Below are 17,101 nucleotides of genomic sequence, written 5' to 3' on the forward strand. Positions count from 1 at the left end.
CGCTACGCTCGGCTCCGCGCGCCGCCCTCTTGCCGTCAAACACCAACCCAGACCTCGCGAAGAGACTTGACTCACAAATCCCCATATGAGGATGGGTGGAGCGCAGCGATACCCATCAACTTTTTGAGCCGCACGACGATGAGTTTCGCGGAGTTTATCATCGGGCCGCGCGTTGCGCGGACCCGTTGGCTCTACCCATCCTACGCACCACGCAATTCCTCACACCGGCCGCTCTCCCTTCACGGTGACGCGGGTGCCGGAGCGGGTGTGCGGCCAGTAATCCCACATCGCGCGATGCTGGGCGCAGCGGTTGTCCCAGAACGCGATCGCGTTCTCGGTCCAGCGGAAGCGGCACTGGAACAGCGGGTTCTCGGCGTGCTGGTAGAGATAGGCCAGCATGGCGTCGCTTTCGTCGCGCGGGATGCCGACGATGAAGCGGGTGAAGCCGCGATTGACATAGAGCGACTTCTTGCCGGTCCCCGGATGGGTGCGAACCATCGGATGCTCGGCGCGGGGATATTCCCGTTTGTCGGCGACGCCGTAGTTCGCATACAGGCCACGATAGGTCTGTTCGCCATCATGCAGCGCGGTCAGCCCGTCGAGATAGGCCTTCATGCGGTCCGACAGCGCCTCATAGGCGGCGTACATGTTGGCGAACAGTGTGTCGCCGCCGCGCGGCGGGCACTGCTTGATGTAGAGGATCGAGCCCATCGGCGGCTCGAGGTCGCAGGACACGTCGGTGTGCCAGCCTTCGCCATTGGCGCGCGGGGAATCCTTGTCGGCGTAGATCTTCATCAGCGCCGGATCGCCCTCATTGGGCGCGGCGGGATGCACATGCAGCTCGCCGAACTTGCGGCCGAAGGCGAGATGCTGGTCGGGGCTGATGTGCTGGTCGCGGAAGAAGATGACGAGGTTTTCGGCGAGCGCGCGATGGATCTCGTCCATCTGGCGGTTGGAGCGCGCATCGTCGCCAACGAGCTTGCCGATATCGACGCCGGAGATCTCCGCGCCGATGATCGGCGTCAGCTTCTCGACGCCGATGGTCTCATAGGGCTCGGATTGGTCGGCGAGGTGGCGATAGCGCGGACCCTGCTTGCCGGATAGCGAGCTCATGGGCGTTCTCCCAATCATTCTTGATTGGGAGCATGGTAACGCGCATCGACGGAAGCGCAATCTGCGCCTCAAACATATCTGTCGTCCCGGACAAGCGCAGCGAAGCGGAGCGCAGATCCGGGACCCATAACCACAGGATCGGGTTTTGCGAAGGCTGGTAACCCGCATCTCGCGCCACAACCACATCCTGTGGCTATGGGTCCCTGCTCCCGTGCGCAATTGCGCACTAGGCAGGAACAACGGTTGAGTGTGGGTCACGCGCGGAGTGAAACTACTCCGCGGCGGCGGCCTGCTCCGGCAGCTTGGCGCCGTTGCCGTAGCGCTGGTCGATATAGTCGATCACCAATGCCTTGAAGTCGGCGGCGATGCCCGGACCGCGCAGGGTGCGGAACTTCTTGCCGTCGACGAAGACAGGCGCGGCCGGCGCTTCGCCGGTACCGGGCAGCGAGATGCCGATATTGGCATGCTTGGATTCGCCCGGGCCGTTGACGATGCAGCCCATCACCGCGACGTTGAGCTGCTCGACGCCCGGATACTTGGTCTTCCAGGCCGGCATCTCGTCGCGGATGAAATCCTGGATCGAGCGCGCCAGCTCCTGGAACGTGGTCGAGGTCGTGCGGCCGCAGCCCGGGCATGCCGCAACCAGCGGCACGAAGGTACGGAAGCCCATGGTCTGCAGCAATTCCTGCGCGACCTGCACTTCCAGCGTGCGATCGCCGCCGGGCTCCGGCGTCAGCGAGATGCGGATGGTGTCGCCGATGCCCTGCTGCAGCAGGATGCCCAGCGCGGCCGAGGAGGCCACGATGCCCTTCGAGCCCATGCCGGCCTCGGTGAGGCCGAGATGGATCGCATAATCCGAGCGGCGCACGACTTCCTGATAGACCGCGATCAGGTCCTGCACGGCCGACACCTTGGCCGACAGGATGATCTTGTTCTTCGGCATGCCGAGCTCTTGCGCACGCGCGGCCGACAGCAGCGCCGACTGCACCATCGCCTCGCGGGTCACCGCGCGGGCATCGCGCGGATTGGCCGAGGCCGTATTCTCGTCCATCAGCTTGGTGAGCAGCTCCTGGTCGAGCGAACCCCAATTGGCGCCGATGCGCACCGGCTTGTTGTTCTTGTTGGCGATCTCGATGATGTCGGCGAACTGCGTATCGCGCTTGTTCTTGAAGCCGACATTGCCGGGATTGATGCGGTACTTGTCGAGCGCCTCGGCGCAGGCCGGATATTCGGCGAGCAGCTTGTGGCCGATATAGTGGAAGTCGCCGATCAGGGGCGTGGTGATGCCGCGCTTGCGCAGGCCGTCACGGATGTGCGGCACGGCGGCAGCGGCTTCCTCGCGGTCGACGGTGATGCGGACCATCTCGGAGCCGGCGCGAGACAGCGCGGCAACCTGGGCGATGGTGCCGTCCACATCGGCGGTGTCGGTGTTGGTCATCGACTGCACGACGATCGGCGCACCGCCGCCGACGGCGACGTTGCCGACCATGACCTGCGTGGTTTGGTGCCGCGGCGCGGGGCCGGCGACGTCGTCTTGCGGCAAAATCTCGGGCTTGTTCATGGCGTCTCGAATATCAGGTTTTGGTGACATTCACCAAGGGGGCGATGAGCCTCGCGCGCGGCGGGCCAAACGATCGTGTTTCGGAGTGAATTCAATAGCTTATGGCGCCGATTGAGGCCAAACGCAAGCCATGCAGCGGCGTCCTGCATGCCCCGCTATATTGGACCGGATTGGGGTGAATCAAAGGGCAAAGTGACAGCTTTTCATGTGATCTGGCGCATCTTAGCATCCCGTTAAACACACACCGGGAGGACGCAAAATGGCCGGCAACAGCGAGCTGATCACCACGGCGGAACTTGCCGAGATCCTGACCCGGCCGGACCTTCGCCTGTTCGACTGCACGACCTATCTGGAGCCGGCTCCCGCCGGCAGCAACGTTCCCTATATTGTCGTCTCGGGCCGCCAGACGTTCGAGGCCGGCCACATCCCGGGCGCGAATTTCCTGGATTTGCAGGCCGAATTCTCCGAGGCCAATACCCATCTGCGTTTCATGATGCCGCCGACAGCGCAGCTCGAAGCCGCGTTCGGCCGCCACGGCATCTCGGCGGGCAGCCGCGTCGTGCTCTATTCGATCGGCACCGCAATGTGGGCGACGCGGTTCTGGTGGATGCTGCGCTCGCTCGGCTTCGAGGGTGCCGCCGTGCTCGACGGCGGCATCGACAAATGGACCGCCGAAGGACGCGACATCGAGACCGGACTTGCCGGCGGCTATCCGCCGGCGACGTTTCCGGCGCGGCCGAAGGACGGCATGTTCGTCGACAAGCATGACGTGCTCGCCGCGACCACGGAGGGCGACACCGTCATCGTCAACGCGCTCGGCCCGCAATTCTACAAGGGACTGGAGCCGAGCCGTTACGGCCGACCCGGCCGCATCCCCGGCAGCGTCAGCGTGCCGGCGGCGACCTTGATCGATCCCAAGCACAAGACGTTCGTGCCGCTTGAGGAGGCCGAAGCGACGTTTGCTGCGCAAGGCATCACCAAGGACAAGCGCGTCGTCGCCTATTGCGGCGGCGGCATCTCCGCGACCATCGACCTGTTCCAGCTGCATCGGCTCGGCTACGACAATCTCACGCTCTATGACGGCTCGATGGGCGAATGGGCGAAGGATGAGTCCCTGCCAATCGAGAGGGGTTAGTGGGGAAGCGCGATGTCTCCTCCGTCGTCCTGGCGAAGGCGAATTTGCTTGTGAACGGGAAAGCGGCCCCCAGCGTCGCGCGACAACCGACAGTTGGGGTAATGGGTCCTGGCCTTCGCCAGGACGACGCTGAATGTTTGGCGCGCCGATGAGGCATACATCCGCATTCTCGTGACATGAATCGTCGGAGTCTTGAGCCGATCAAGCCGGCTTCTTGACGATCTCAAGGCCGCGGGCCGCCAATTCCTTCAAGATGCTCCGTGCGAGGTGGGAGCACTCATCCGGCTTGATCCAGCACGCGCTCCGCCAGTCCGGATCATCCTCCTTGGAGTATGCCGTGAACGCGGACCGGATTCCGGCTTCAATTGCATCGGTGGCATCGGTTGGCATCGGCGCGCCTCCAACGGCATCCCTCGCATGGGAGCCTTCGTGGAGGCGATGTTGACGTAAATCGATACCGTCCGCAATTGCGCCTGAAGGCCACAATTGTCCGCTCAGCAATAGGGAAACGTAAATCTTCGCCGCTAGAGTGCTGCCGTCTGCCGGAGATGGTCGTGCATCCCACCGTGTCGATCGCCACCTGTTTCAGGAAGTATGCTGATTTCACCGGACGGGCTTCGCGCGCCGAGTTCTGGTGGTTCTTCGGCTTTTGTCTGCTGCTCCTGCTCGCAGCCCATCAGCTCGACAAGACGGTCTACGCCGCCGTCGCAATAGCGCTGCCGCTGTTTGCCGTGACGGCCCGGCGCTTCCACGACAGTGGCCTGACCACCGGCCTTGCGGTGTTCTTCGCCGTTGCGCCGTTTGTCATCTTCTACTTCTTTTCCGCTGTCCAGGATCGCATCGAGGCATGGTTTGGCGTGCACGTGCCGTATGGATTGATCGCCGCGATCCCGGCGACCTGCGCCTTTGCTTTCTCTGCCTTCTGCTTCCTCGCCGCACTCGGCCGCCGAAGCCTGCAGACCGCTTCGACGGCACGGGCGAGGTCCGGCGTCGATTCATCGGAAGCACCTCCGCCTGATCCGGCCGTGCTCGCCAGGCGAGAGGCGGAACGCAAGGTCTCCGGTTTTTCCAAAGCCGTCATGGCCGTATTCGCGATCCCGGCGGATGGCGGGACATCGGCCGTCGCCGACAAAACCGACCCCGGCGTCACTGCCGCGTGCGGGATCGTCGTCGATCTCTGCGCGCGTTACGGACACGGCATCACCTCACCGCCATTCAACGCGCTGTTTTCCGGATCAGGGGCGCGACTTGAGGCCGCCGGCTGGCACGCCCTACGGGACGGCGGCGCGGAGATCGACCTGAACCATCGCGCAAGCGCCAGCATCGTGAGCAATTGCGCAGTTGAACTGCGCAAGGACGCGGGACAGACCGACATTGCCGGCCTGCTGCACAAGGAGAAAGAGCAGTTGCAGGCGGCCGAGACGGCGACGCCGGAACAGGATCGGACGACGGCCTATTACGCGCTCGACGGAGCGGACGCAGCCGGATTCATTGCGATCGAGAAGCTGCATCAAAGCTACAACACCTATTTCCGAATCCGCATCTGCCTTGCCGAAGGGCATGGGCGCGCCGCGATGGAGACCCTGCGATCGTCGACGCTCTACCAGGCATTCCGCCACGCGTTCTCCGATGGCGCGCCGCCCTATCCCGCGTTCGGCCAGAGAATCATCAAGGGCTATCAGCCGATCCTCTACCGGGACGGGCTCGGCATCTCACTCGAGGTCACCGATCTCGGAGCCGGGAGCGCAAAAATGCTTGCCGGCCGCGGGCTGCATCTTCCGCCGGTCTACGTCGATTTCGAGATGCATGAGCGGATGATGTAACGGGATTGCGCTCCGGTTGTCTGCGGCATTCCGCTCCTCTTTGCTCGTCATCCTGAGGCGCGAGCTCTTGCGAGCCTCGAAGGATGAACGGCCCGGCTGCCGGCTGGGCCGTCGTGCTTCGAGACGCGCGTTCCGCGCTCCTCAGCATGACGGGGAGAGAGTTGAGCGCACGGCACCCAGGATAGCCTCACGCCGGCACGTTGGGATCCGGCGTCACCTTCGGGTCGGGCTTGTTGACGAGATAGAGCCCTGCGATCACCAGCAGCGCGGCGACGCCGAACACCGCCGTCAGCGTGTCGTGCATGATGAAATAGGCCGCGACGACGCCGAACAGTGGCGTGACGAAGGTGAAGGCCGACAGCTTGCTCGCGGAGTAGGTTTTCACCATCGCGAACCAGATGACAAACGTGCAGCCCACCACCCAGACCGCCTGATAGGCGAGCAGCGAGATCGACAGCGCGCTCGGCACATGCTCGATGCGCTCGCCCGCGATCCAGGCGGCGAGGCCGAGGATCGGAATCGAGATCGCGACCTGGTAGCCGAGCGCCTTTTCCGGCGCGGCCTTGCGCAAGCCCGTGCCCTTGGCGACCAGCGTAGTTGCCGCCCACAGCGCGCCGCCGCCGACCACCATGAGGTCGCCGAGCAGCACCTTGGCATCGACGTTCGGCTGCGGCACGCCGATCGCGAGCGCGACGCCGGCAAAGCTCAGCGCAAGCCCGCTCCACTGCACGGTCGAGAGACGCTCGCCGAGGAACTGGTGCGAGCCGAGCGCAACGAAGAACGGAGCGGTGTAGAGGAACACCGAGGCGCGCGAGGCCGAGGTGAAGACCAGTCCGGTGAAGATCAGCACGAACTCGCAGCCGAACATCAGCCCGGCGATGATCCCGGGCACGAGCGTGCCGTCGCGCTCGAAGAATTTGACCCCGCGCAGGTGGCCGACGATCAGCATCACCGGCAGCGCGCCGGCGGAGCGGATCATCGCCTGCAGCATCGGCGGCACGTCGGGCAGCGCAAGCTTGACCGCGAGCTGGTTGAAGCCCCAGCTCACGCACAGCATCAGCATCACGGCGATGGCGCCGGGCGGCAGCCCGTGTCCGACGCTGACGGGCCTTGTGACGCTGGCGGAGATCGCTTGGGTCGACATGTTTCCTCGCGGGCCGGCTTGGTGCCGTGTTGTTAATTGCCGGTTGGGCTCCCTCGCCCCGCTCTTGCGGGGAGAGGGTTGGGGTGAGGGGCCGTCGCCGCAAATTCGATAGAGGCGAGCGTGCGGAGAGTCCCTCTCACCCGAAATTCGCTACCGCGAATTTCGACCTCTCCCCGCAAGCGGGGCGAGGTAGCTCGAAAGCAGTGCGAGTTAGCTGAAACCATCGCGCCATCACGTCTTCTGGCAGTGCGCACAGGTGCCGGCGATCTCGACGACGGAGAGTTTCGGGATGAACCCCGAGGCCCGCGCCGCCGCGGTCAGGCTTTGCGCGACGGGGGCGGCCGGGATCTCGCCGACCGAGCCGCAATGGTCGCAGATCAAAAACGCCACCATCGAGGTCTCGTCATGGTCATGCGCGCAGGCGAGGAAGGCGTTGCGGCTCTCGATGCGGTGGACGAGGCCGTTCTCCATCAGGAAGTCGAGCGCGCGGTAGACGGTAATCGGTGCCGGCCGCGGCATCGTCTTGGCCAGCTCGTCGATCACCTCATAGGCGCCGAGCGGGCGATGGCTCGACAGCAGCGCCTGCAGCACCTGACGGCGGATCGGGGTGAATTTCTGGCCGCGGCGCGCACAAACCTGCTCGGCATGCGCCATCGCGTCCGCGGCGCAGCGGCCGTGATCGTGGTCGGGGGCAGGAAATGTCGGCTTGGCCAGGCTCATTGCCTCGATATGTAGCATTTGCGCGCCCGTTCCCAAAGCCCGGCTCCCAACCCCGGTTCGCCGCCGCGTTGCAGCCATGCCCGCAATGCGGGGCAGCCTCGCGTTAACCCGGCATGCAGAAATCATAAGCAAGCTTATTATATCCCAAGCTTATGGAGGCAGGATCGATGCGCGGTTCGGTGGACACCGATTTCTTGTTTACGCTGGGCGAGGTGTTCCGGCTGATCCGCGTCTATGCCGACAAGGAGGCCGCACGCTACGGCATCACCCGCGCGCAATGGGCCGTGCTGTCCAAGGTGGAACGCCAGGAAGGGTTGAAACAGACCGAGCTCGCCGAGCTGCTCGAGGTGCAGCCGATCACGCTGACGCGGCTGATCGACAAGCTCTGCGACAATGGCTGGATCGAACGCCGCAGCGACGAGAACGACCGCCGCGTCAACCGCCTCTATCTGAAGAAGGCCGCCCGCCCGCTGCTCGGCAAGCTCGCCGGCCTCCGCTCCGAACTCACCGCGACCGCGCTCGAGGGCATCAGCCCCGCTGACGCGTATCGCCTGCTCACCCAATTGGAATCGATCAAGGAAAACGTTCGCAATGCCGTCCAGACCCCAGCCGGCGAGCCCTCCCGAAAGGAACAGCGCTATGGCTGAACCCGTCCTCAAGCTGGCTCCCGAGCAGAAGAACAATCCGGGCGAGCCCACCCCGTCGGGCAAGGCCAGCCGCGCGCCGCGCCGCCGCCTGATGGCGGGCCTGCGGCGCTATCGCCGCACACTGCTGCTGGTCGTGCTGCCGACGCTCGCTGCGATCGGCGGCATCGTGTTCTATCTCAATGGCGGCCGCTATGTCGGCACCGACGATGCCTATGTCGGGGCGCAGAAGGTGCTGATCACGCCGGAAATCTCCGGCAAGATCGACAAGATCGTCGTGAAGGAAGGCCAGCACGTCAAGAAGGGCGACGAACTGTTCGAAATCGACCCGGTGCCGTTCCGCCTCGCGGTGGCGCAGGCCAAGGCTGCGCTCGACCAGACCAGGACCACCTATGACAACCTGGTCGACAACATCAAGATCAACGGCAGGATGCTGGAATTCGCCCAGCAGAGCATCGAATTGAAGAAGCGCGACGTCGATCGCAAGTCGACGCTGGCCAAGCAGAATTTCGGCTCGCAGCTCGACCTCGACAATGCGGCGAATGCGCAAGTGACGGCCGAGAGTCTCGCGCAATACATCAGGCAGCAGATCTCCAAGGACAAGACGCAGCTGCTCGGCGACATCGACCTGCCGATCGAACAGTTCCCGCCCTACGCCCAGGCCAAGGCCAAGCTCGACGACGCCCAGCGCAATCTCGACCACACCGTGCTGCGCGCGCCGATGGACGGCGTCGCGACCCAGGTCGACCAGATCCAGCTCGGCCGCTTCGTCGCCGCCGGCTCGCCGGTGTTCTCGATCATCGACGTCGACCATCCCTGGGTCGACGCCAATCCGAAGGAAAGCGACTTCACCTATGTCGCGGTCGGCCAGCCGGTTGAGCTCGACGTCGACGCGTTCCCCAACCATCGGTTCAAGGGCAAGGTCGGCTCGCTGTCGCCCGGCACCGGCGCACAGTTCGCGATCCTGCCGCCGCAGAACGCGACCGGCAACTTCGTCAAGGTGGTGCAGCGCGTGCCGGTGCGGATCTATTTCGACGAGAACGATCCGTTCGTGAAGAAGCTGAAAGCCGGCATGAGCGTCTACGCGACGATCGACACCAACCACCGCCGCACACTGGCCGGCCTGCTCGGGCTGGCGCCGGCCTCGGCGCACCCGGACCACGAGTAGAGAGAAGAAGCGGGAGACAGTGCGCCCCCTCTCCCGCTTGCGGGGGAGCGGGTTTCCAACGCTCGAACAGGACCGACCTGAATGAATGCACCGTCACCATCCGCCGTACCCGGCATGCGCCGGAACATGGTGACGATCTGCGCGATGACCGCGACGATCATGCAGGCGCTCGACACCACGATCGCCAACGTCGCGCTGCCCTATATGCAGGGCTCGCTGTCGGCCTCGCAGGACCAGATCAACTGGGTGCTGACCTCCTACATCGTCGCGGCCGCGATCATGACCGCGCCGGTGGGCTGGATCGCCAACCGCTATGGCCGCAAGCGCATCTTCATCATCTGCTCGGCCGGCTTCACCGTCGCCTCGGTGTTCTGCGGCCTGGCGCAGGACATCAACCAGATGGTGCTGTTCCGCCTGCTGCAGGGCGTGTTCGGCGCGGCGCTGGTGCCGCTGTCGCAGGCCGTGATGCTCGACTCTTACGCGCTGCATGAGCGCGCGAAAGCGATGTCGATCTGGGGCATGGGCGTGATGATGGGCCCGATCATGGGGCCCTCGCTCGGCGCCTGGCTGACCGAGACCTATTCCTGGCACTGGGTGTTCTTCGTCAACCTGCCATTCGGCGCCATCACCGTGCTCGGCCTTGCCGTCTTCATGGACGAGACCAAGCAAGACCTCAATCTGCGCTTCGACTGGTTCGGGTTCGGCGCGCTCGCGGTCGCGATCGGTTCGCTGCAGCTCGCGCTCGACCGCGGCGAGCAGCTCGGCTGGCTGGAATCCAACGAGATCATGATCGAATTCATCGTCTCCGCGATCGGCTTCTACTATTTCTTCGCCCATTCGCTGACGACCAGCCGGCCGTTCATCCAGTTCGCGCTGTTCAAGGACAAGAACTTCCTCGGCGGCTGCGTGTTCATGACTGTCATGGGCCTCGTGCTGTATTCGACGATGGCGCTGTCCTCGCCCTATCTGCAGAACGTGGTCGGCTACCCGATCATCACCGCGGGCCTGTTGTTGGCGACCCGCGGCGCCGGCACCTTCGTCGCGATGATGCTGGTCGGCCGCATGATGCGCTATATCGAGGCGCGCACGCTGATCATCTCCGGCCTGGCGCTGACCGCGGCCTCGCTGTTCCAGATGACCGGCTGGACCGACATGACGCAGGCCAACGAGATCATCGTCGTCAGCGTGGTCCAGGGCTTTGGCTTCGGCCTCGTGTTCGTGCCGCTGTCGACGGTGGCGTTCATGTCGCTGCCCAACCATCTGCGCACCGACGGCACCTCGATGCTGACGCTGCTGCGCAACGTCGCAAGCTCGGTCGGCATCTCGATCGTGATCGCGCAGCTGACGGAAGGCGGACGGCGAATCTACGCAAAGCTGTCGGAGCAGATCAATCCGTTCAACCACGCGCTGCAGATGCCCGACGTATCGGGCATGATCAACCTCAACACCGATGCCGGCCGCGCGATGGCCGACAAGATGGTGGCGGCGCAGTCGCAGATCATCGCGTTCTCGCACGACTACCAGCTGGTGATGCTGTTCATCCTGGTCTCGATCCCGCTCGCGCTGATGATCGGCTCGACCAAGGCCGCGCTGCGCGCGCAGTCGGCGCCGTCGGATCATGCCGCGGTGATGGAGTAGGTTTTCGCCCTACGTTCTCCGAGTGTCGGGGCGATTGGTCACACCGTCATCCTGAGGCGCGAGCACTTGCGAGCCTCGAAGGATGCACGGCCCCGTTGGTGGCCGTCGACCCTTCGAGACGCGCTACGCGCTCCTCAGGGTGACGGTGAAAGAGTGAGGACGCCCCCTCCGAAAGCGCAAGACGCCGCAGCAGCGAGCCGCGTTGACTTTCCGACCTCGCCTCCCAATACTCCGCGAAAACAAGCAGGACCCGTCACACAACTGACGGTTTCAGGGGAGGACGCGATGCCGACTTCACGCAGGACGCTGCTGAAGACTTCAGCGGCTGCCGCCGCTGCTTTCAGCTTGGATTGGACACGGGCGCAGGCGCAGGCCGAGACGGTCCGGATCGGCGTGATCTACGACCTGACAGGCCCGTTCGCCGCCGGCGGCTCGGTCGCCTCCTCGATCGGCACCCAGATCGCGATCGACCTCGTCAACGAGAAGGGCGGCATCGGTGGCAAGTACAAGATCGCGCCGGTCAACGTCGATTCCCAGAGTAAGCCCGATGTCGCGATCAACGAGGCCAATCGCCTGATCGACCAGGAGAAGGTCGACATCCTCAACGGCGTGTTCGCAAGTTCCCACGCGGTGCCGCTCGCCGCCAAGGTCGAGCAGCAGAAGCGGATTCTGTGGATCACGACCGCCGTCTCGACCGCCGTGTTCAAGGACAAGAACCTGCAATACGTGTTCCGCGCACAGATCCATTCCGATCAGTACGGCCAGGCCTTCGCGAGCTTCATCAACGAACACGCCAAGGCCAAGCTCGGCATGGAGCCGAAGGACGTCAAGGTGGCGCTGATCCATGAGGACGGGCCCTATGGCGTCGGCGTCGCCGCGGCGGACGAGGCCTTCGCCAAGGAGGTCGGGCTGCAGGTCGCGCTGAAGGAGGGCTATTCCGCCTCCGCGCCCGATCTCTCGGTGCTGGTCACCAAGCTGAAGCGCGCCAAGGCCGACGTGATCTCGCATGCCGGCTACAATCCCGACATCACGCTGTTCCTGCGCCAGGCACGCGAGAGCGGGCTGAAGTTCAAGATGCTGTTCGGCGCCGGCGCGGGCTACAGCCAGCTCGACAAGCTGCGCGCGACCTTCGGCGCCGACATCGACAATTTCTGCAACATCGATCCGGTGCCGGCGCAGCTGCTCGATCCCGCCAAGCTCGCGCCGGGAATCGGCGACCTCACCAAGACCATGGTCGCGCGCTACCGCGAGAAGACCAATGCGACCGAAGTGCCGCCGCACTGCTCGATGGGCTTCAACCAGACCTGGATCCTGCTCAACAATGTGCTGCCGGTCGCCAAGGAGAAGTACGGCGGCTTCGATCCCGAGGCGATCCGCAAGGCGGCGCTCGACGTCGACATCCCCGCAGGCGGCACCATCCAGGGCTATGGCGTGAAGTTCTATCCGCCGGGCACGCCGCTGTCCGGCCAGAACGAGCGCTCGACGCCGGTCGTGATGCAGAACGCCGGCGAGCGCATCACCGTGGTGTGGCCGACCAATATCCGCACCCAGGATCCGGTGTTTCCGCTGCCGAAGGGCTCGGTGTACGCGGCGTAGGGACGATCGTTTGCTGTGCGGCTCGCCGGAGAATTATCCCCGTCATCCCCGCGCAAAGGCTTCGCCTTTGTCGCTGGAGGAGCCCGCACTTGCGGGCGTCTCGAAGGATCGACGGCCACCGGCCGGGCCGTGCATCCTTCGAGACGCGCTACGCGCTCCTCAGGATGACGGGTCTGGCGTGAGTATACCCGCGTAATCTCGTCGTTCCCGCCACCCTACAGCACCACCCGCCTGCCCTCATCCGCCGCCCAGTAGCCGGCGTAGTTCACCCTGGTCGTCTCATACGCCAGCGCGAGGTCCGCGAGGGGCTGCCGGCCAGTCGCAATGCACTCCATGAAATCCTGGATCTCCTGCAGGTAGCCGCGGGTCCATTCTTCCTCGAGACAGACATATTGCCAGCCGGTTTTGCGATCGACCTTTTCGGTGATGTAGACGGAGGCGAGCTTCTCCTCGCTCGTCTGGTAGCTGGTCAGATGCGTGTTCGGGGTGATGTTGGCAAACAGTGAGCCGCCGCTCGTATAGGTCTCGATCAGGTTGCGCACGCCGCCCATGATCATGTCGCCGGAAAACACCGTCGCCTTGGTGCCGTCGGAGAAGGTTGCGGTCAGCGTGCCCCAATCCTCGACATCGACCGGCTTGGCCTTGATGTAGGCGCGCTCTTCCGGCTTGAGGCCGGCGGTGACATTGCCGACGTCACAGGTGACGCTTGCGACCGTGATGGCCTCGCCGCGGGCTTTGGCCTCGACCTGCTTGAGATAGAGCACCGCCGACAAGGGATGGCAGCCCATCCGGATCAGCGAACCGCCGCCGGTCATCGCCCACTCGGCGGCATGCGCCGCATGCGAGCCGGAATGGCTCTCCTCGCCCTTCATGAACAGGATCTTGTCGCCTGTCGCGCGGATGATCTCCGCGGTCTTGGTCACCGCCGGCGCGTAGATCCAGTCCTCGGCATACATGAAGAGTTGTCCGCTTCGCTCGATCGCGGCGCGGGTCACCTCCATCTCCTCCATCACCCGCTGGTACATCAGCGCTTTCGGCACATGCCGGCCGATCGGCGCCTTGTCGCCGTCGCGGCCGAAATAACCGCTGAACGGCTTCTCGCAGATCACGTGCTTGCCGGCCTGCATCGCCTCGACGATCATCGCGGCGTGAAGGTTCGGCGGCGTGCAAATGTCGATCACGTCAAGCTCGCGGTCGGCGATCAGCTCGGCGAAGCTGCGATAGGCGTTCGGGATTGCGTGCTTGCGGGCGAACGCATTGACATGATCGCCGCGCGCCGCGACCGCCCTCACCTCGACGTCGACGCCATAGACGCGCCGGTAGGCAACCATATGCAGCTCCGACACGAAGCCGCAGCCGGCCAGCCCGATCCTGATTTTTGTCATTTTGTGTCTCCGCCCTTCAAGCGGGCGGAGAGTAGCGTGCGGCCATCACTGCGTCGAACGCATTTGCCATGACATCCGTCGAAGGCATCATTGTCGTGAACAACTCGAACGCATCCGCTGCTGCGTAGATCGCGAGATCGCGCCCGATCAGGACTCTGGCGCCCTTGGCCTTGGCCGCCAACAGCAACGGCGTCCATAGCGGCGTGTAGACCGCATCGGCGACCCACATCGACGGACGCAACAAGCTGTCCGGCACGGGACTGTCGCGGCTCGGCAGCATGCCGACCGGCGTTGCGTTGACGACGCCGGTCGCGCCATCGACCGCTGCCTCGACGCTAGCGGCGCGGACCGCATGGCGATCCCGCAACTGGGCCGCAAGCTGTGCCGCCCTGGCAGCATCGGCGTCGAAGATCCTGATTTCACCGACACCGAGGCCGGCGAGCGCGAAGGCGATCGCCTTGCCGACGCCGCCGGCACCGATCAGCGCGATCGGGCCGCGCGGCGCTGATGCAAGCAGCGGCGCGATCGCACGCACAAAACCTGACGCGTCGGTGTTGTGCCCGACCAGCCGCGTGCCATCGGCGACGATGGTGTTGACCGCGCCGATCGCGCGCGCATTGGGTGCGAGGTCGTCGAGCAGCTCGACCACCGCCTCCTTGTAGGGAAAGGTGACATTGACGCCGGCAAAGCCGAGCCGCCGGATGCCCTCGAGCAGCGCGCGCAACTCGTCGCGGCCGGCGCCCTTGACCTCGATGAGCTGGTAGTGAGAGCGAACGCCGAGCGCAGCTGCGGCCGCTTCGTGCATCGCAGGCGCCGCCGAATGCGCGATCGGATAGCCAATCAGCCCCGTCAGGAAACGGTCGCGCATTGTCCCTCACGTCAGTCGCGTTCAGCTCATGCGGTCGAGCCGAGCATAGCTGTCTTCCATGCCGTGCTCCATGCCGGTCGCGAGCATCGCTGCGCGCGTTTCGGCATCCGGCAAGGTCATCCGCATCGTCATCAAGGTGCCGTCGCCGTCGGGCGCAAAGCGCGTCTCGACATGATTGTCCGGCGTCGGATCCGGCAGATGCATGCGCTCGACATGCACGATGCGGCTGAACGGTTCGAGCGCGAGATATTCGCCGGTCAAATGAAAGCCGCCGCCCTTCCCGTCGGTCCATTCGTAGCGGATCCTGCCGCCAGGCTTCGCCTCGCTGATGCAGACCGGCATGGTCCAGCCGTCGGGACCGAGGAGCCATTTCTGCAACAGCTCCGGCTCGGTATGAGCCCGATACACCGCCTCCGGCGGCGCGACGAAGCGCCTGATCACGACGACATAGCGGTCGCCTTCGGTCTTCAGCGTCAACTTGCTCATGGGGATACCCTTCACTGCTCAGGCTTCATTGCGGCCAGCACGTCGTCCAGCCGGTCGTAATTGGTTTCCAGCGCACGGCGCAGCATGCCGAGCCATTGATCGATCTCGGCCACCGCCGTCGGCGCGAGCCGGCACGGCCGCTTGGTGCCTTCGATGCGCCGCACGATCAGGCCGGCGCCCTCGAGCACCTTGAGATGGCGGGAGATCGCGGGCTGGGTCATGTCGAACGGCTCGACCAGTTCCATGACAGTCGCCTCGCCCAGCGCGAGGCGCGCCAGGATCGCCCGGCGGGTCGGGTCGGCGAGCGCGGAAAAGGCGGCGTCGAGATTGGCCATATTTGATCTCAAATCAGTTATATAACTTATGCATTATATAACTGATTACGCATAGTCAAGCGAAATCCGCCGCGGCGAACGCGCGCAGCGGATTTCGGTCATCCCTTCAATGCTGGAATTGCGCGCCGCTGGCGACGCGCAGCTAGACGTCGAAGAACACCGTCTCGTTGTCGCCCTGCAGATGGACGTCGAAGGTGTAGGCGTTGCCCGCGCCGGCCTTGCGCCTGGCGATCAGCGTCGCGCGGCGATCGGCCGGCACCAGTGCGAGCGTAGAATCAGCGGCGTTGCCGGCTTCGTCGTCGAAATAGATCCTTGTGTAGAGGTGCAGCAGCATGCCGCGCGCGAACACCGCGAGCCCGATATGCGGCGCCTGCGGCTTGCCGTCGGCATCCGGCACCACGCCCGGCTTGATGGTGTCGAAGGCGTAGCCACCGCTCTTGTCGGTGCCGCAGCGGCCAAAGCCCTTGAAGCTCGAATTGGGCAGCGCGCGCGCATCCTGCGGATCGGAGAAGCGGCCCTGGCTATCGGCCTGCCAGATCTCCAGCATGCAATCCGGGATCACCGCGCCGTCGCCGTCATAGACCTTGCCCTCGACGCGGATGCGCTCGCCCGAGACGTCAGGCGTCAGAAGGTTGCTGGTGAAGGCATCGTTCCATTCATATTCGCCGTTCGGCGTCAGGCCATACTTGAAATAGGGGCCGACGGTCTGCGAAGGCGTGATTCCATCAGGACGCGGGTTCGACACTTACCTGGTCTCCATCGGCGTGGCACTCTGCCCGCGCAGCACGATATCGAAGCGGTAGCACAGCGCCCATTCCGGCTTGGTGTTCTCGAGATCGAATGACGAGATCATCCGCGCCCGCGCCTTCTCGTCCGTCACCGAGTTGAAGATCGGATCGAACGGGAACAGCGGATCGCCCGGGAAGTACATCTGGGTCACCAGCCGCGAGACGAACGAGTGGCCGAACACCGAGAAGTGGATATGCGCGGGCCGCCAGGCGTTATGGTGATTGCCCCAGGGATAGGCGCCGGGCTTGATGGTGATGAACTTGTAATAGCCCTTGGCATCGGACTGCGTGCGGCCGGCGCCGGTGAAGTTGGGATCGAGCGGCGCCGGGTGCTGATCGACGACATGAATGTAGCGGCCGCAGGCATTGGCCTGCCACAGCTCGACCAGCGTGTTGGGCACGCCACGGCCGTCCTCGTCGAGCACATAGCCGTGCACGATGATGCGCTCGCCGAGCGGCTCGCCCTTGGCCTGGATGGTGAGGTCGTTGTCGTGCGCGCGCACCGTCTCATGACCATAGACCGGGCCGGTCAGCTCCGAGAGCGTGTGCCGCAGCGGGATCAGCGGCTTTGAGGGTACGCGCTTGATCGCGCTGCGGTACGCAGGCGACAGGCGCGCGGGATGGACGCTGTTCGAAGCGACCGGATAGATCAATGTCATGCGCATTCTCCGGACCGGATTGCCGCTGGCGCCGAACG

At 64.6% G+C, this 17,101-nt stretch carries 16 protein-coding genes; 6 read left to right on the forward strand and 10 right to left on the reverse strand.

Annotated elements, in window-relative coordinates:
• Nucleotides 1-219: 219 nt before the first annotated feature.
• Both ACVIYL_RS07050 and ispG read right to left on the reverse strand, forming a co-directional pair.
• Entirely contained in the window at nucleotides 220-1,113 is an 894-nt protein-coding gene (locus tag ACVIYL_RS07050) for a TauD/TfdA dioxygenase family protein (protein WP_456778085.1), read from the reverse strand.
• 271 nt (nucleotides 1,114-1,384) lie between these two features.
• On the reverse strand, nucleotides 1,385-2,674 hold the full coding sequence (gene ispG / locus ACVIYL_RS07055; protein ID WP_456778086.1) for a flavodoxin-dependent (E)-4-hydroxy-3-methylbut-2-enyl-diphosphate synthase: 1,290 nt from the start codon (nucleotides 2,672-2,674) through the stop codon (nucleotides 1,385-1,387).
• Between the two features lie 259 nt (nucleotides 2,675-2,933).
• Here ispG and ACVIYL_RS07060 point away from each other — a divergent pair, with 259 nt between their 5' ends.
• Complete coding sequence (locus tag ACVIYL_RS07060; protein ID WP_253606013.1) at nucleotides 2,934-3,809, forward strand: sulfurtransferase; 876 nt, start codon at nucleotides 2,934-2,936, stop codon at nucleotides 3,807-3,809.
• A 554-nt stretch (nucleotides 3,810-4,363) separates the two neighbouring features.
• Nucleotides 4,364-5,632 (forward strand): DUF805 domain-containing protein, encoded by a 1,269-nt coding sequence (locus ACVIYL_RS07065; RefSeq protein WP_456778087.1) that lies wholly within the window; start codon nucleotides 4,364-4,366, stop codon nucleotides 5,630-5,632.
• Between the two features lie 187 nt (nucleotides 5,633-5,819).
• On the opposite strand, the gene ACVIYL_RS07070 is transcribed toward ACVIYL_RS07065, so the two are convergent.
• Both ACVIYL_RS07070 and ACVIYL_RS07075 read right to left on the reverse strand, forming a co-directional pair.
• Entirely contained in the window at nucleotides 5,820-6,776 is a 957-nt protein-coding gene (locus tag ACVIYL_RS07070; protein ID WP_028343556.1) for a DMT family transporter, read from the reverse strand.
• Nucleotides 6,777-7,007: 231 nt separating this feature from the next.
• Entirely contained in the window at nucleotides 7,008-7,496 is a 489-nt protein-coding gene (locus tag ACVIYL_RS07075) for a Fur family transcriptional regulator (protein WP_026191999.1), read from the reverse strand.
• A 167-nt stretch (nucleotides 7,497-7,663) separates the two neighbouring features.
• Between ACVIYL_RS07075 and ACVIYL_RS07080 the strand changes: the two genes are divergently transcribed.
• The 4 genes from ACVIYL_RS07080 to ACVIYL_RS07095 all read left to right on the forward strand — a co-directional run bounded on the left by ACVIYL_RS07080 (nucleotide 7,664) and on the right by ACVIYL_RS07095 (nucleotide 12,542).
• Entirely contained in the window at nucleotides 7,664-8,143 is a 480-nt protein-coding gene (locus ACVIYL_RS07080; protein WP_085970781.1) for a MarR family winged helix-turn-helix transcriptional regulator, read from the forward strand.
• Nucleotides 8,136-9,308, forward strand: a complete 1,173-nt coding sequence (locus ACVIYL_RS07085) for an HlyD family secretion protein (protein ID WP_456778088.1) — start codon at nucleotides 8,136-8,138, stop codon at nucleotides 9,306-9,308. Before ACVIYL_RS07080 ends, ACVIYL_RS07085 begins: the two co-directional genes overlap by 8 nt.
• Before the next feature lie 81 nt (nucleotides 9,309-9,389).
• Nucleotides 9,390-10,946 (forward strand): MDR family MFS transporter, encoded by a 1,557-nt coding sequence (locus ACVIYL_RS07090; RefSeq protein ID WP_456778089.1) that lies wholly within the window; start codon nucleotides 9,390-9,392, stop codon nucleotides 10,944-10,946.
• Nucleotides 10,947-11,231: 285 nt separating this feature from the next.
• Nucleotides 11,232-12,542 carry an ABC transporter substrate-binding protein gene (locus ACVIYL_RS07095; RefSeq protein ID WP_057016785.1) on the forward strand — a complete coding sequence of 437 codons (1,311 nt, stop codon included), beginning with the start codon at nucleotides 11,232-11,234 and terminating at the stop codon, nucleotides 12,540-12,542.
• A 215-nt stretch (nucleotides 12,543-12,757) separates the two neighbouring features.
• Here ACVIYL_RS07095 and ACVIYL_RS07100 read toward each other — a convergent pair whose 3' ends face one another.
• The 6 genes from ACVIYL_RS07100 to pcaH all read right to left on the reverse strand — a co-directional run bounded on the left by ACVIYL_RS07100 (nucleotide 12,758) and on the right by pcaH (nucleotide 17,063).
• Nucleotides 12,758-13,927 (reverse strand): Gfo/Idh/MocA family protein, encoded by a 1,170-nt coding sequence (locus ACVIYL_RS07100; protein ID WP_456778090.1) that lies wholly within the window; start codon nucleotides 13,925-13,927, stop codon nucleotides 12,758-12,760.
• 16 nt (nucleotides 13,928-13,943) lie between these two features.
• Nucleotides 13,944-14,795: a shikimate dehydrogenase gene (locus ACVIYL_RS07105; RefSeq protein ID WP_456778091.1), complete on the reverse strand. Its 852-nt coding sequence runs from the start codon at nucleotides 14,793-14,795 to the stop codon at nucleotides 13,944-13,946.
• A gap of 21 nt (nucleotides 14,796-14,816) precedes the next feature.
• A complete protein-coding gene (locus ACVIYL_RS07110; RefSeq protein WP_253606000.1) occupies nucleotides 14,817-15,281 on the reverse strand; it encodes an SRPBCC domain-containing protein in 465 nt (154 codons plus the stop codon).
• An 11-nt stretch (nucleotides 15,282-15,292) separates the two neighbouring features.
• Nucleotides 15,293-15,616 carry an ArsR/SmtB family transcription factor gene (locus ACVIYL_RS07115; RefSeq protein WP_092090579.1) on the reverse strand — a complete coding sequence of 108 codons (324 nt, stop codon included), beginning with the start codon at nucleotides 15,614-15,616 and terminating at the stop codon, nucleotides 15,293-15,295.
• Nucleotides 15,617-15,758: 142 nt separating this feature from the next.
• On the reverse strand, nucleotides 15,759-16,361 hold the full coding sequence (gene pcaG / locus ACVIYL_RS07120; protein ID WP_456778092.1) for a protocatechuate 3,4-dioxygenase subunit alpha: 603 nt from the start codon (nucleotides 16,359-16,361) through the stop codon (nucleotides 15,759-15,761).
• Nucleotides 16,362-17,063: a protocatechuate 3,4-dioxygenase subunit beta gene (pcaH, locus tag ACVIYL_RS07125; RefSeq protein WP_456778093.1), complete on the reverse strand. Its 702-nt coding sequence runs from the start codon at nucleotides 17,061-17,063 to the stop codon at nucleotides 16,362-16,364.
• Nucleotides 17,064-17,101: the final 38 nt, after the last annotated feature.

It is taken from the genome of Bradyrhizobium sp. USDA 3315 (assembly GCF_054056795.1).